Origin of the sequence: Pontibacter saemangeumensis (assembly GCF_039541895.1) — a bacterium.
In the GTDB taxonomy this organism is placed as follows: domain Bacteria; phylum Bacteroidota; class Bacteroidia; order Cytophagales; family Hymenobacteraceae; genus Pontibacter; species Pontibacter saemangeumensis.
The window spans coordinates 252,352-265,359 of record NZ_BAABHC010000002.1 but is presented as its reverse complement, the minus strand read 5'-3'; the positions used below and the strand labels follow the sequence as shown (position 1 = coordinate 265,359).

Annotated in this window: 10 protein-coding genes; 7 read left to right on the top strand and 3 right to left on the bottom strand. The window is 52.4% G+C overall.

Annotated elements, in window-relative coordinates; translation table 11 throughout:
- Positions 1 to 179: 179 nt before the first annotated feature.
- From ABD920_RS02695 to ABD920_RS02685, 3 genes are all read left to right on the top strand, one after another.
- A complete protein-coding gene (locus tag ABD920_RS02695) occupies positions 180 to 1,604 on the top strand; it encodes a phytoene desaturase family protein (protein ID WP_345156606.1) in 1,425 nt (474 codons plus the stop codon).
- Positions 1,605 to 2,008: 404 nt separating this feature from the next.
- Positions 2,009 to 2,473 (top strand): DUF1569 domain-containing protein, encoded by a 465-nt coding sequence (locus ABD920_RS02690; RefSeq protein WP_345156605.1) that lies wholly within the window; start codon positions 2,009 to 2,011, stop codon positions 2,471 to 2,473.
- Positions 2,470 to 4,425 (top strand): tetratricopeptide repeat protein, encoded by a 1,956-nt coding sequence (locus tag ABD920_RS02685; RefSeq protein WP_345156604.1) that lies wholly within the window; start codon positions 2,470 to 2,472, stop codon positions 4,423 to 4,425. The genes ABD920_RS02690 and ABD920_RS02685 overlap by 4 nt, the downstream gene beginning before the upstream one ends.
- A 400-nt stretch (positions 4,426 to 4,825) precedes the next feature.
- Here ABD920_RS02685 and ABD920_RS02680 read toward each other — a convergent pair whose 3' ends face one another.
- Both ABD920_RS02680 and ABD920_RS02675 read right to left on the bottom strand, forming a co-directional pair.
- Positions 4,826 to 5,104: a hypothetical protein gene (locus ABD920_RS02680; protein WP_345156603.1), complete on the bottom strand. Its 279-nt coding sequence runs from the start codon at positions 5,102 to 5,104 to the stop codon at positions 4,826 to 4,828.
- Between the two features lie 191 nt (positions 5,105 to 5,295).
- Positions 5,296 to 5,922 (bottom strand): HAD-IB family phosphatase, encoded by a 627-nt coding sequence (locus ABD920_RS02675; protein WP_345156602.1) that lies wholly within the window; start codon positions 5,920 to 5,922, stop codon positions 5,296 to 5,298.
- A gap of 202 nt (positions 5,923 to 6,124) precedes the next feature.
- Between ABD920_RS02675 and ABD920_RS02670 the strand changes: the two genes are divergently transcribed.
- Positions 6,125 to 6,382 (top strand): hypothetical protein, encoded by a 258-nt coding sequence (locus ABD920_RS02670; RefSeq protein WP_345156601.1) that lies wholly within the window; start codon positions 6,125 to 6,127, stop codon positions 6,380 to 6,382.
- A 197-nt stretch (positions 6,383 to 6,579) separates the two neighbouring features.
- Here the strand turns inward: ABD920_RS02670 and ABD920_RS02665 are convergent, their stop codons facing one another.
- On the bottom strand, positions 6,580 to 8,361 hold the full coding sequence (locus ABD920_RS02665; protein ID WP_345156600.1) for a glycoside hydrolase family 2 protein: 1,782 nt from the start codon (positions 8,359 to 8,361) through the stop codon (positions 6,580 to 6,582).
- Between the two features lie 516 nt (positions 8,362 to 8,877).
- Here ABD920_RS02665 and ABD920_RS02660 point away from each other — a divergent pair.
- The 3 genes from ABD920_RS02660 (at position 8,878) to ABD920_RS02650 (ending at position 12,824) form a co-directional block, all read left to right on the top strand.
- Positions 8,878 to 10,131, top strand: a complete 1,254-nt coding sequence (locus ABD920_RS02660) for a glycosyltransferase family 1 protein (RefSeq protein ID WP_345156599.1) — start codon at positions 8,878 to 8,880, stop codon at positions 10,129 to 10,131.
- Positions 10,056 to 11,408 carry a UDP-galactopyranose mutase gene (gene glf, locus ABD920_RS02655; protein ID WP_345156598.1) on the top strand — a complete coding sequence of 451 codons (1,353 nt, stop codon included), beginning with the start codon at positions 10,056 to 10,058 and terminating at the stop codon, positions 11,406 to 11,408. Before ABD920_RS02660 ends, glf begins: the two co-directional genes overlap by 76 nt.
- A gap of 210 nt (positions 11,409 to 11,618) precedes the next feature.
- A complete protein-coding gene (locus ABD920_RS02650) occupies positions 11,619 to 12,824 on the top strand; it encodes a glycoside hydrolase family 1 protein (protein ID WP_345156597.1) in 1,206 nt (401 codons plus the stop codon).
- The last annotated feature ends 184 nt before the right edge of the window (positions 12,825 to 13,008 follow it).

Genomic DNA, 13,008 nt, shown 5'->3' with positions numbered 1-13,008 from the left:
GAACCTGCCGCTGTATAGAAACTGGCCTATAGGAAAACATTTAGCTTATCTGTTTGCCGAATAAACCAAGAGTAAAAAGGGCCGTATCTTACGGGCAGGCCTATATATAAATAGCTGTGGCGGCACCTGTTGGCCTTTTCGATTACTGCCTTGCCGGACCTTTCTAAAGAACACTACACTTGGATAGAAAAGACTTTGATGCGATCGTGGTAGGGTCCGGCCCCAACGGATTAGCTGCCGCCATCGTGTTGCAGCAGGCCGGAGCCTCTGTGCTGCTCCTCGAAGCAAAAGATACCCTTGGCGGCGGGCTTCGGTCAAAAGAGCTCACGCTGCCAGGTTATATGCACGATGTATGCTCTGCCATACACCCCCTTGCCGCGGAATCCCCTTTTTTTAAAACACTCCCGCTCACCGACCACGGACTGAAATACGTGCTTCCGCCACTGTCGGCAGCACACCCTTTCGATAACGGCACGGCTGCCGTGCTGGATAAATCAATAGAGGCGACGGCCCGGCAGCTAGGAACTGACGCGGGCGCATACCACAGGCTGATGGAACCCCTGGTCAAGGATTGGCCGAAGCTTGCCCCGGACTTGCTGGCGCCCCTGCACATCCCGGGCCATCCGCTGGCAATGGCCAGGTTCGGGCTGCACGCGCTTCCTTCGGCTGTTACGCTGGCAAACCAGCTTTTCAGCACCACGGAAGCACGCGGCCTGTGGGCCGGCATGGCAGCCCATGCCATCCAGCCCCTGACAAACCTGACGACTTCTGCCATAGGGCTGGTGCTGATGGCGGTGGGGCATGTGAAGGGCTGGCCTGTTCCGGTAGGAGGATCTGGGAGGATTGCAGCTGCCCTGGCATCGTATTTCTTATCCTTGGGTGGCAAAATAGAAACGAATACCTATATAACCCATCTAAGTCAATTGCCTTCTGCCCGCGCCGTACTGTTTGACGTAACCCCCAGGCAGCTCCTGCAGATAGCGGGGCACCGTTTCTCTTCCCTTTACAAATGGCAGCTTGGCCGCTACCGCTACGGCATGGGGGTTTTCAAGATAGACTGGGCTTTGGCGGGTCCCATTCCTTTTACTGCTCCGGAGTGCAGGCGGGCCGGGACGGTGCATATAGGCAACACCCTGGAGGAAATCACCGGGAACGAGCACCTGACCTCCGAGGGGAAGCACCCCGAACGGCCATTTGTGCTTCTAGCGCAGCAAAGCCTCTTCGACAGCAGACGCGCACCCGATGGCAAACACACCGCCTGGGCCTACTGCCACGTTCCGAATGGCTCTCAGGTCGATAGGACGGCAGCCATTGAAAAGCAGGTGGAGCGTTTCGCCCCTGGCTTTCGGGATTTGATACTGGCAAGGCATGTGATGAACACTGCGCAGATGGAGGCGTACAACCCAAATTATATAGGGGGCGATATCAACGGTGGCATCATCGACATCGGGCAATTATATACGAGACCGGTGCTGCGATTTTCCCCTTACCGCACTTCTGCCAAGGGTATATATATCTGCTCGTCTTCAACTCCTCCGGGCGGCGGCGTGCACGGCATGTGCGGGTATCACGCTGCACAGCAGGCTTTGAAAGACGTATTTTGATTACCTGTAGCAGGCTTTCTTTTTTAGCTATAACAATGAAGCTCAAAAGTGTCTGTTGCGGTTAAAGTTTAGGGTCAATTCTATATACTGAACTGTTTAAGCTGTCACACATAAGGTGACCTGCGCCGGCTGCTGATAGTGGATTACAGTAGATGGGGTGCGGCTGAAAGCCAAATCCTATATATGCCTGCATCTCAGAATACATGCCTTTTATGCAGGCGTAGTATATAAAAATTTCAACGTTTATGTTTTCTGAATATATGAAGATTGTTTTGTATTTTCAAAGACAGAACAGATACGCGCGCCTTTCCTGGACTTTTGCTGTTAATCCAAAAGACGCACCTACAGCCTATCTTCAAAGGCAAAGGAGCTTTACCTATATAGCATTAAATTGAGGGTTTTGTATGAAACACAGCATCTTTGAGCCTGGCATAAAGCAAGGGCTGTTTGAACGTGTGGACATGTTGAAGGCGGACACCAAAGGCAGGTGGGGGAAACTGAATGTGGAGCAGATGGTGCGGCATTTAACTGAGGCAAACCGCATGGCTTTTGCGGAGATCCCCATGCCCGACAGGAGCAACCTGCTCACGCGCACCTTGTTCAAGTGGATGTTCCTGCATAACATAAAGCCGCCTGGTCGCGATAAAGGGAACATTAAAACGTTTCCGGAGGTGGATGTGGTGCAATTGGGCTCCGTGGTAGACGACCTGGAGACTGAACAGAAAAGATACAAGGCCATTATCGAAAGGCTTTTGGCTGCCCCGAAGCTTCACCCAGCGCACACGGTTTTCGGCAAGATGACCCGAGAGGATTGGGGGCTTCTTGCTTACGCACATGCTGATTATCATTTAACGCAGTTTGGTGTGTGAGCACAATAGACAAGGTTATCCGAACATTGGAGGAGCAGCTGCAGGAAACGGTGGATACTGCCATGCGCGTGGACCTGCTTAATAGCATTGCTTATGAGGCCAGACACACCGACACAGCCCTTGCGCTGCAGAAGAGCAGGGAGGCCCATGCGCTCGCGGAAAGAATCGCTTACCAGAAGGGCGCTGCCACTGCGCTTCTCAACCGAGGCTTCGCCGAAGTGGTGCTGGCAAACTACGCTTCAGCCTACCAGACGCTGATGCAGGCTGCCGGCATTTTTGAGGTGTTGCAGGATGAGGAGGGGCGGGCAAGAACCTTCTACAACCTGGGCCTGGTATACCGTAGCATCGGAGACTTTACGCAGGCGCTGGACGCATTTCAGCAAAGCTTTGCCCTCCGGCAGGCAATGGGCGACCTGTCAGGCCAGGCGGTGTGCAACATGCAGTTGGGGTACCTGTATATGCAGTCCGGCAACTTGCAGCAAGCAAGAAAACACTACAGCGCAAGCCTGGACGTGCAGCGGCAGCTAAACGATGCTGCGGGTGTTGCCGCCGCCCGGATGGGAATGGGCGTAATCCTCCAAAAACTGCAGCAGTACCCGGAAGCGGAGGCACACCTGCTCGAGAGCCTTGCGGCCCGGCGTGCGTTGGGCGAAATACATGGGTGGCTGGTGTCTTTGCACTACCTTGGAGAGTTTTACCTGGAGCAGAACAGGCCGGAACAGGCGGAGAAATACCTGACGGAAGCCCTGGAGCTTACAAAGCAGCATTCCAACCCCTTTCCGGCTAATTTCTGCCGGTTGTGTACCTGCCTCGCTAAGTTATATATACACGGTAAAAGATTTGACCTGGCGGATCATTACCTGCAGCAGGCGCTTCACAATGCGGAGGAAGCAAACCTGAAATACCTGCTCTACGACATTCATCTCACGCGCTCGGACGTTTTCAAGCAAACAGGTGATTTCCAAAGCGCCCTTGCAAGCTATGAGAAATACCATCGCATTAAAGAAGAAACCATCAACCTGACTGCCAGCACGAAGCTAAAGAACCTGGAACTGCTCAACCAGATAGAAACTGAGAAGAAGGAGGCGGAGATTCACCGGCTGCGCCACGTAGAGCTAAAGGAAGCATATCTGCAGTTAAAGGAGGCGCAGAGCCAGTTAATCCAATCCGAAAAAATGGCCTCGCTGGGGGAATTGACCGCCGGCATCGCGCACGAAATTCAGAACCCGCTCAATTTTGTCAACAATTTTTCTGAAGTAAGCATAGAACTGCTACAGGAGCTGCGCGAGGAAATGAAAAACGGGCAACTAAATGATGCGCTGGAGGAGGAGCTGCTGATGCTGGTGGAGCAGAACCTGAACAAGATACATTACCACGGGAAAAGGGCCGACAGCATTGTAAAGAACATGCTGGAGCATTCCAGGGCCTCAGGTGGGGAGAAAAGGGCGATAGACCTGAATGCCCTCGCAGACGAGCACCTGCTTTTGTCTTACCATGGCCTGCGCGCAAAGGACAAGAGCTTTAATGCAAAGTTGGTAACCAGTTTTGATCAGCATTTGGGCAGAGTAGAAGTGATTCCGCAGGAGATAGGCCTGGTGTTGCTGAACCTTTTTAACAACGCCTTCTATGCTACCCAGCAGAAGCTGAAACAAAATGGGGAGAGATACCAGCCTGAGGTGCAGGTTAGCACGCTTCGACAACAGGATTATATACAAATCAAGGTGCGGGATAATGGCACGGGTATTCCGTCAACTGTGATGAAGAAGATATTTCAGCCCTTCTTCACGACAAAACCCACTGGGTATGGCACTGGCTTGGGGCTTTCCCTCAGCTACGACATCGTGACCAAAAGCCATGGGGGCGAGTTGTTGGTGGAATCAGTGGAGGGGGAGTACACTGAATTCAATGTGCATATCCCGCTTGCCGCCGTTGCCCGTGTTGAAGTGGAGTAGGTGTTTTTCCGGGTGAAGGAGAAATGACAAAATCAGGATGAAAAAAAGCAAGTATTCTATCTATATAGAAGTTAAAGATTTTCCCAGGAGGTCTCTGAACCGAAAATTGGCTGAAATTTTATCCGATGACTTAAGTCTTTGCAGGTTGAATGGCAGAAGTAGAGCAATCTATTCCTTTTGGATCAGTGGATCAGGAAGCTATATAAATCAGATTGCCGCTGCCCAATCCACCGAAGCCTGCTACATCAGAAAGAGCGCCGCAATAGTAAAATCCGTCTACCAGGTTTTACTATTGCGGCGCTCTTTGATTTTATTCATGATGGGCTGGCAATGCCAGCGCAGACACCATTCATAAAAAACTACACCCTGCCAGTCAAGTCCGGCATGACGTGAAATCTATTTAAGATTTGCTATCGTGGCCCAAAAGCTTCACCATCTTGTTGTAGTTACCTAACAACAGGAAGGTTGGTGCCCACTGCCCAACAAAAAGGGCGTTTTTCTCTTGCTTCATTATTTTGAAAGCCAACGATGCAGCGATAGAGCCAATTGCGGCCCATAAATATACATCAGAGGGTATTTTTGCAGTTTGCTCTTCTATTATGCTGGCTACCGGTCCTTCTCTATGCTCCGGGTTGATTCTTGCTGCTTTGTTTTTCAGATCATTCATTGATGTTTCCATAGAATTATTTTATTTATAATTTTCGATACTCCTATCAAAACGTTCTGGCGTTGGGATTGTTTAAAAAAATACCCAATAATTGGTGCTTCGCCAGCGCATATGGGAGAGTGGGCAGGGGCACAACCAAAAACCCACTGCTCGAATTAGACAAACATCAGTAACTCGAAACGCATACAGGGAACAGATATCCCTTACCTTCTTTTCTTGTAGGGCTCAATCTTTTCGTCTTTTAGAAGAAATGGCTTTTCGGCTTCCTCTAGTATCGCTTCTTTGCTATCGGAATAGGCCTCTATCACTTTGAAAGGCTTCCCGTCAAAATGCTTCTCCATCCTGCACACCTTCTCTTCGTCTTTGCAGGCCTTGCCCTGCACCTTGTATGTTTCACCATCATACTTCACCTGGGTGCCGGCAAATCCGTCGATTTCATATAACCTGAACAGCGGTTCCACATAAAGCTCCAGCCCCCCTGTGGCACAGTAAAGCTTGACACCCTGCTTTTTCATGTTGTCGAAATGCTCCTTTAGCTCCTTGTTGAAATTCCCGGGAAACTCTTTTTCCCAAAATTCAGTGGCGTACGCCTCCACCTGTTCGGGTGGAATATTGTCTAAATAATTAAAGAAGTTTTCCTTGAATTCCGTTTTCCGGATCTGGTGAAGCTGGCGAAGCAGCTTATAGTAGGCCATTTCAAAATAATAGGCCAACCGCTTGGGGCGCTTCGTACATATGAATTCGAAAAACTCGTCTTTCGAGCTTTTGATATAGAAAGTCTTATTGAGGTCGAAAACAATCACCTTCACTTCATCTTCGCTTTGTGCCATTGCTTTCTTTAAGTTAGTTTTGGATAGATGACACTATCACGTGGCAGGGTGCAGTTTTGTTTGCTTATTTAAACGTTTTGTAATAGAAAAATGTACTTGAAGCCGGATGCGGCCGCAATGTGCGGATCAGTGTTCCACGGATATTTGTAACAAGCCATCATGGTGCTGCTATTGGTAGAGCAGCACCCATATTAAAATTTATATGTTAGAGTTTTCGATGTTTCAGCGCCTGCCCTCCTGGAGCCAGGCCGAGGTGCTGGCAAAAGAAGGTACTGTGCTTGCAAAGCGTCAGCACCTGGAGTGGAGTGTTTCCCTGTACTCCCTGAACAACCGTTTTGTGGAGCTCTGGGAAAAGGAGGGGCTGCAAATCACAACCTCCTTCCGGAAAGACGCCACCGCCCTTGCCATTGTGGAGCCTTACCTGGAGTACGTGGATGTGCAACACCTCATGGATACCTGAAGGACTTTAAATCCGCCATTTTTTCTACCGCAACAGGACTTTATATAGCTTATATATATCCAAAACTAACTGGCACCTTACCCTAGAGCAAGAACGACTCCTCGGGCACACAGCCAAGCCAGATCAGTTATCCCTTATATAGCGAGCGCCTAAGTTCGAAATGATTGTGGCCTGATGTATATAGTTAGTTTACTGGTTTAATCTCCCTCCCGGGAACGAAGCAGGCCTGGGGGCACCAGCAACTTACCGGTGTGAGGTTCTATGATTCCGTTCCGCTCGTCCTCTATGTCAGTGGCCTGGGTATAGACATCCCCGGCTATAGGGCGCTTGCGCAGTTCCTGCTTATATATACGGATGCGCTCCGCCCGCTCTTCCGGCCCCTGCGGCCCGCCGTAGTCGGCAAACCCGAAACCTCCCCACTCGCTCACGATCAGCGGCGACTGCCCCCTGTAGAAATACGGGTCCCCAACCACCAGCGGGAAGGCAGCCACCCCCTCCAGTTGCCCCTGCGTCAGGGCATCCAGCAGTTCCCGCCATCTATCCAGTTCCGGGGTATAGAGGTGAGCGGTCAGGATGTCGGACTTGAGTTTGCCCTCAAAGGAAATGTGTTGCCAACCGTCGTTATCCACCACCAGAAACTGCGGGTGCCGGATTTTCATATAGTGGTAAGTATTCATGATATACTGGCGTGTGTCGGGGTTCGTGGCAATGTCCTGCGCTCCCCAATCCTCATTGTAGAGGCTCCAGATCACCACGGAGGGGTTGGTCTCGATCAGGGCGAGCATCCGGAGCAGTTCGGCCCAATGGTTCTCGCGGCTTTTCTGGGTTGAACTGTGGGGGCTGGGCACCTCCACCCACAGCAGGAGCCCGATTTCATCAGCCAGGTTGTATATACGCGGGTCAATACCGGCGATATGCACCCGCACCAGGTTACAGCCAAGCTCCTTCATGGCATACATATGGCGCCGCGTCTCCTCGTAGGTGGAGGTGCCGGGCTGGTAAAGGATGCCATCTATGTAAATGGCTTTGTTGTTGAGGTACAGGTAACGGCCCCGCGCCTCGATTTTCCGAAGCCCGAAATGGGCCACGATCTTCGCCGAATAGCCATTGGCGTCTATCAGGTCAGCGGCCAGCCGGTAAAGGTGCGGGTTGTCCGGCGACCACCATTGTATGCCCGGTGCGTGCACCACCACATTCTGCTGCTTCTGCCCGGCGTGCAGGTGCAGGTGAAAGTCGGATTCGTAAAGCGGGGCCTCGTTGTGTTTGTCCCGCTCATATATGCGGAGCCGGATCGTGTACGGCCCGGGGTCATGGATGCGGGTTGTCAGGTTAAACCGGATCAATGAATCCTCGATGACGCTCACGACGCCAACGCGGGAACGGAGCCGGTTTCGTTCCACGGTCTCCAGCCACACGCTGCGTACCGCTCCGGTGTGCGTCTGGTACCAGATGCCCCCGCGCTTGTACACATGCGATTCCTGCTTCCCGCGCGTAGTTTCCGCACTCATGGTATCCGCAATGCGCACGGTCAGGTGATTGACCGGCAGCAGGTGGTCTTCTTCTATCTCGTATGAGAAGGAGGTATACTCCCCATAGTGCACTTCTTCCCCTTCAATCGTGCTGAGCAGGCGGCCGTTAAGCCACACACGGGTTTCGTATCCGCAGGCCCCAAAGGTAATCTGGAACATGGCAGGGGCGGCATTCTCTTCCCTTTCAGGACGCTCGAATTCACGCTCATACCAGACAATGACCTGGTCCTGCCAGGGTACCGCCGGATGCCCTTTCGCCTCTACCATGTGCGCCTCAACAGAGCCAGGCCAGTTTGCCGTGAGTTCATACCTATAGCCAAGGTACCAGGCTTCACGCAGCCCGCGGTCTTCCGGGTCTAATGCAAAGTCCCATTCCCCGTCCAGCAGGTAATGCGTGTTTGGGCGCAGCACAGCGCGTGGCAGCGGATTCTGAGGGCCTTTAGCTGGCATAGGATTCTCTAAACCTTCTGTCGAACTGAAATTGGAATGTGCGGAAGTAGTCATAAGCAGCAGGGTATACACAGTGGGTTGAGAGTATAACGAATTTTCTGTGTTAGGGATTACGCCTTTGCCGTCCTTGCTGCCTGCCTTGTTGCTCCGGGTTCACGGTTGGTCCGCTATTCAGGCTGGGGCTGAGGCGGCCTCCTGTACATCCTGCAGACTTACCTTTGTTTTATCACCTGCTGCTGCCAATTAATCCGCCTTTTGGGGTGCAATTGAAATGGCAATATAATTCAAAAATTTATATATATGATTCGTAGTTATAGTGCCTTAGTTCATAGGGATTTATGTTTATGCTCAAGTGGTTAAGCCCGCCGGTGCATTCCCTGTAAATTATATTTTTATATATCGGTGTTAAAGCATTTACTTTTTTACTTTCCTAGCGTAATACCTGATTCGGACATCCACAGATAGAGCCGATTTTAAAAGCACCCCATAACACTACATAAAAAGGAGAATAAACTTATGTTTAAAGAGACACCGGAAACGGCAGTGCACCATGAGATAGAAATAAACGACATAAAGCCCGCCTATAACAGCTCTTATCCGGCTAGCAAAGCAAATAGCAAAAGCCGGGAACCAGATAACTTTCTGCTGAACATGCCAGACGTTGTGTGCCTTTCGCATCTGCGTTGGGACTTTGTTTACCAGCGGCCGCAGCACCTGCTGTCCCGCTTCGCGAACCATGGGCGCGTGTTTTTCATGGAAGAGCCCATGTTTGTTGATACCGATACCCCTTTCCTTGATCTCTCGGAGCGGGAGGGAGGCGTGCAGGTAGCCGTGCCGCGCCTGCCGCACGGCCTGACCCCCGAGCAACTGGAGGATGTGCAGCGGGAGCTGTTGAACGGCATGCTGCAGGAGCAGGGGATTGCCAGCTATGCGCTCTGGTACTATACGCCCATGGCCCTGGGGTTCACCTCACACCTTTCGCCGGTGCTCACCGTCTACGACTGCATGGACGAACTGGCGGCATTTAAATTCGCACCACCGCGGCTGAAAGAGCTGGAACTCGCGCTGTTTCAAAAAGCTGACCTTGTGTTTACGGGTGGCCAGAGTCTTTATGAGGCTAAGCGCGATAAACACGCTGCTGTGCATGCCTTCCCCAGTAGCATCGACAAAGCGCATTTCGGCCAGGCCAGGCGACGGCAGGAGCAGCCAGCAGACCAGGCTTCAATTCCATCTCCTCGACTCGGCTTTTTTGGGGTGATAGACGAGCGCCTGGACATTGCGTTGCTTGAGGACCTGGCGGACGCACAACCTGACTGGCAGTTGGTAATAGTCGGGCCTGTTGTGAAAATTGACCCGGCCACATTGCCCCGACGCCGGAATATCCACTACCTGGGCGGGAAGTCTTACAAGGAACTGCCGTCTTACCTGAGCGGCTGGGACGTGGCCCTATTGCCTTTTGCGATCAATGAATCCACCGCCTTTATCAGCCCGACCAAAACACCGGAGTACCTGGCGGCGGGAAAGCCCGTGGTTTCAACGCCTATCCGGGACGTTGTGCGCCCCTATGGGGAACAAGGGCTGGTGCATATCGCTTCTTCGGCGACGGAGTTTGAAGTAGCCATAATGGCTGCGCTGGGGCAGAAGCAGGACGAGGCATGGGGAAAGAAAGTGGAGCATTTTATGGCAAATATGTCTTGGGACGAAACCTGGGGGCAGATGGTGCGGCTCATGGCGCAGGCGGCAAAGCAGAGAAAGGGAAAAGCAGCATGATGAGCAGCACAGAAGTATCGACGGTGTCGAAAAAAGGAGGGTTTGATTACCTGATCGTGGGTGCCGGCTTCGCTGGCAGTGTGCTGGCAGAGCGGCTGGCCACCCAGTTGAACAAACGGGTGCTGATCATCGACAAGCGGCAGCATATAGCGGGCAACGCCTACGACCATTACGACGAGGCGGGTGTGCTGGTGCACCGCTACGGCCCGCACATTTTCCACACCAACTCCCGCGAGGTATTCGATTACCTTTCCGGTTTCACTGCCTGGAGGCCCTACGAACACCGGGTGCTAGCCAGCGTGGACGGGCAGTTGGTGCCTATGCCGATTAACCTGGATACAATCAATAAGTTATATGGCCTGAGTTTAACCAGTTTCGAGCTGGAGGATTTCTTCGCCTCCGTGGCCGAAGAAGTGCCGCATATAAAAACATCGGAGGATGTAGTGGTGAGCAGGGTGGGCCGTGAGCTATATGAAAAGTTCTTCCGCAACTATACCCGGAAGCAGTGGGGCATGGACCCTTCGGAGCTGGATAAGTCGGTGACCGCAAGGGTGCCGGTGCGCACCAGCCGCGATGACCGCTATTTTACCGACACCTATCAGGCCATGCCGCTGCACGGTTACACGGCCATGTTCAGCCGCATGCTGGACCATCCTAACATCAAGGTGATGCTGAACACTGATTACAGGGAGTTGGAGGGGGTGATTCCATATAAAGAATTGATCTATACCGGCCCGGTGGATGAGTACTTCGGTTTCCGGTTTGGCAAGCTGCCGTACCGCTCGCTGGAGTTCAGGCACCAGACGCTCGACAAAGAGCAGCATCTGCCGGCGGCTGTCATCAACCACCCCAACGAGCACGCCTACACCCGCGTGACGGAATTCAAGTACCTGACGGGGCAGGAGCATCCCAAAACGAGCGTGGTATATGAATACCCGCAGGCAGAAGGCGACCCGTACTACCCTGTGCCCCGCCCGGAGAATGCGGAACGCTACACCATGTACCGGAAACTGGCCGAGGCAGAGGAAGGTGTGCATTTCGTCGGTCGGCTAGCAACGTACCGCTATTACAACATGGACCAGGTTGTGGCGCAGGCACTGACCCTGTTCAAGCGTTTATCTGGAGAGGGCGGCCCTGCACCAGTGGGTGAAGCAGCGGCAGTGACAAAGACAAAGGCTCCTGTGATGGCAAGAAGAAAGATGGCGGCCGCGGCTGCTTCCGAACCTGCCGCCCCCAAAACCACGATTAGCCTGAACGGGAAAGTTAAGCACGACTAAGGTTTGTGCATGAACGAATAAGTTATATATAGCTGATGATAATCAAATTGAAATCAGGTGATTAGCAATCATGTGTTGATGTGATAGATTACAGCAGTTTCAGGATCTTTAAGATTGGTTTTTTTGAGACAAATTTTAGAAAGCGGTGATTTCTTGTACCCGTCAATAGCAGCTTCACCATTTTCCGAAGCGTTAACTAAGCTGGTGCATATGGCGGAAACGCCCAAAACTAAACGGTCAGGCTTATACAGGCAAAACCCCTTTCTGTCTTTCTGGATGGCGGGGTTCGAATGCACTGATCAGCTTAATGCTTTCGGTAACAGAGTGGATTTTCTGAAACTGACCGGGCATTTGCAACTGCTGGAACAGGATTACAGGAACCTGCAGCCCTTTCATATCCGCACGGTGCGGGAAGGTATCCGCTGGAGTCAGGTCGAGAGGAAGCCTTACACCTACGACTGGTCTGTGGTCGCCCATATGCTGAAGCGTGGGAAGGCGCAGGGCATACAGCAGGTGTGGGACCTGTGCCATTTCGGCTACCCGGACGACCTCACTCCCCTGCACCCGATGTTTGCCCGTCGTTTTGCTGCGATGTGCCGTGCGTTTGTGGAATTTTACCGCACCTTAAATCCGGAAGGCCCGCTTGTGGTCACGCCTATCAATGAGGTGAGTTTTATGTCCTGGTTGGGCGGCGATGTGCGCGGCACGTCGCCGTATTGCGTGGGGCAGGGCTGGGAAGTCAAATATGGCCTGATGCGGGCCTACATCGAAGGAGTCGCTGCACTGCGCGAAGCCGACCCTTCAATCCGCATCCTCACGACAGAGCCGCTGGTACAGGTTGTGCCGCCGCTGGAGGCCACGCCCGCACAGGTGGAGGAGGCCCGACACGCGCACGAGCTGCAGTTTCAGGCAGTGGATATGCTGTGCGGACGCATTTGCCCTGAACTGGGCGGCACTGAGGACTACCTCGATATACTGGGCTTCAACTATTACTACGACAACCAGTGGGTGGTGCATACGCAGGACTTCCTGGGTTGGGCAGATGAACCGAAAGATGCCCGGTGGCTGCCTTTACACAAATTGTTAATGCAAGCATATGAGCGCTACAACAGACCTGTTGTGCTCACGGAAACCAGCCACCCGGGAGTAGACCGGCCATATTGGATACGGCATATGGCCGAAGAGTGTGCAGCAGTGCTGGCGGCGGGGGTGCCCTTGTGGGGCGTGTGCCTGTATCCCATAATCGACCGCCCCGATTGGGACAACCTGGCGCATTGGCACCGCGCTGGGTTATGGGACGCCGAAGAAGAGCCTGGTGAAGTTCCGCAGCGGGTTCTATATAAGCCCTATGCAGCCGTTCTTCTCGAAGCGCAGGAGATGCTCAGTACAATGCACTTAAATGCAATAAAGGATTGAGGGCTGCATACCTGTAGCCCTCCCAGCAAGGTCAGTCTATATGCATACAAATGCTTGTCTTGACCGAAGATTTTTTTGCTGAGAACAACTGTTATTGGAACGTAGACTTGGGAATTAAATTTAGCGCAATTCGCAAATATAATGATCATTATGCAAAAGAATATATAATGCGTTGCTGGCACAA

Bases quoted from the DNA above. Each gene is read 5' to 3' on its own strand.
- ABD920_RS02650 (WP_345156597.1), top strand. From the start codon at position 11,619: ATGGCGGAAACGCCCAAAACTAAACGGTCAGGCTTATACAGGCAAAAC.
- ABD920_RS02675 (WP_345156602.1), bottom strand. From the start codon at position 5,922: ATGGCACAAAGCGAAGATGAAGTGAAGGTGATTGTTTTCGACCTCAAT.
- ABD920_RS02670 (WP_345156601.1), top strand. From the start codon at position 6,125: ATGTTAGAGTTTTCGATGTTTCAGCGCCTGCCCTCCTGGAGCCAGGCC.
- ABD920_RS02690 (WP_345156605.1), top strand. From the start codon at position 2,009: ATGAAACACAGCATCTTTGAGCCTGGCATAAAGCAAGGGCTGTTTGAA.
- ABD920_RS02665 (WP_345156600.1), bottom strand. From the start codon at position 8,361: ATGCCAGCTAAAGGCCCTCAGAATCCGCTGCCACGCGCTGTGCTGCGC.
- ABD920_RS02660 (WP_345156599.1), top strand. From the start codon at position 8,878: ATGTTTAAAGAGACACCGGAAACGGCAGTGCACCATGAGATAGAAATA.
- ABD920_RS02680 (WP_345156603.1), bottom strand. From the start codon at position 5,104: ATGGAAACATCAATGAATGATCTGAAAAACAAAGCAGCAAGAATCAAC.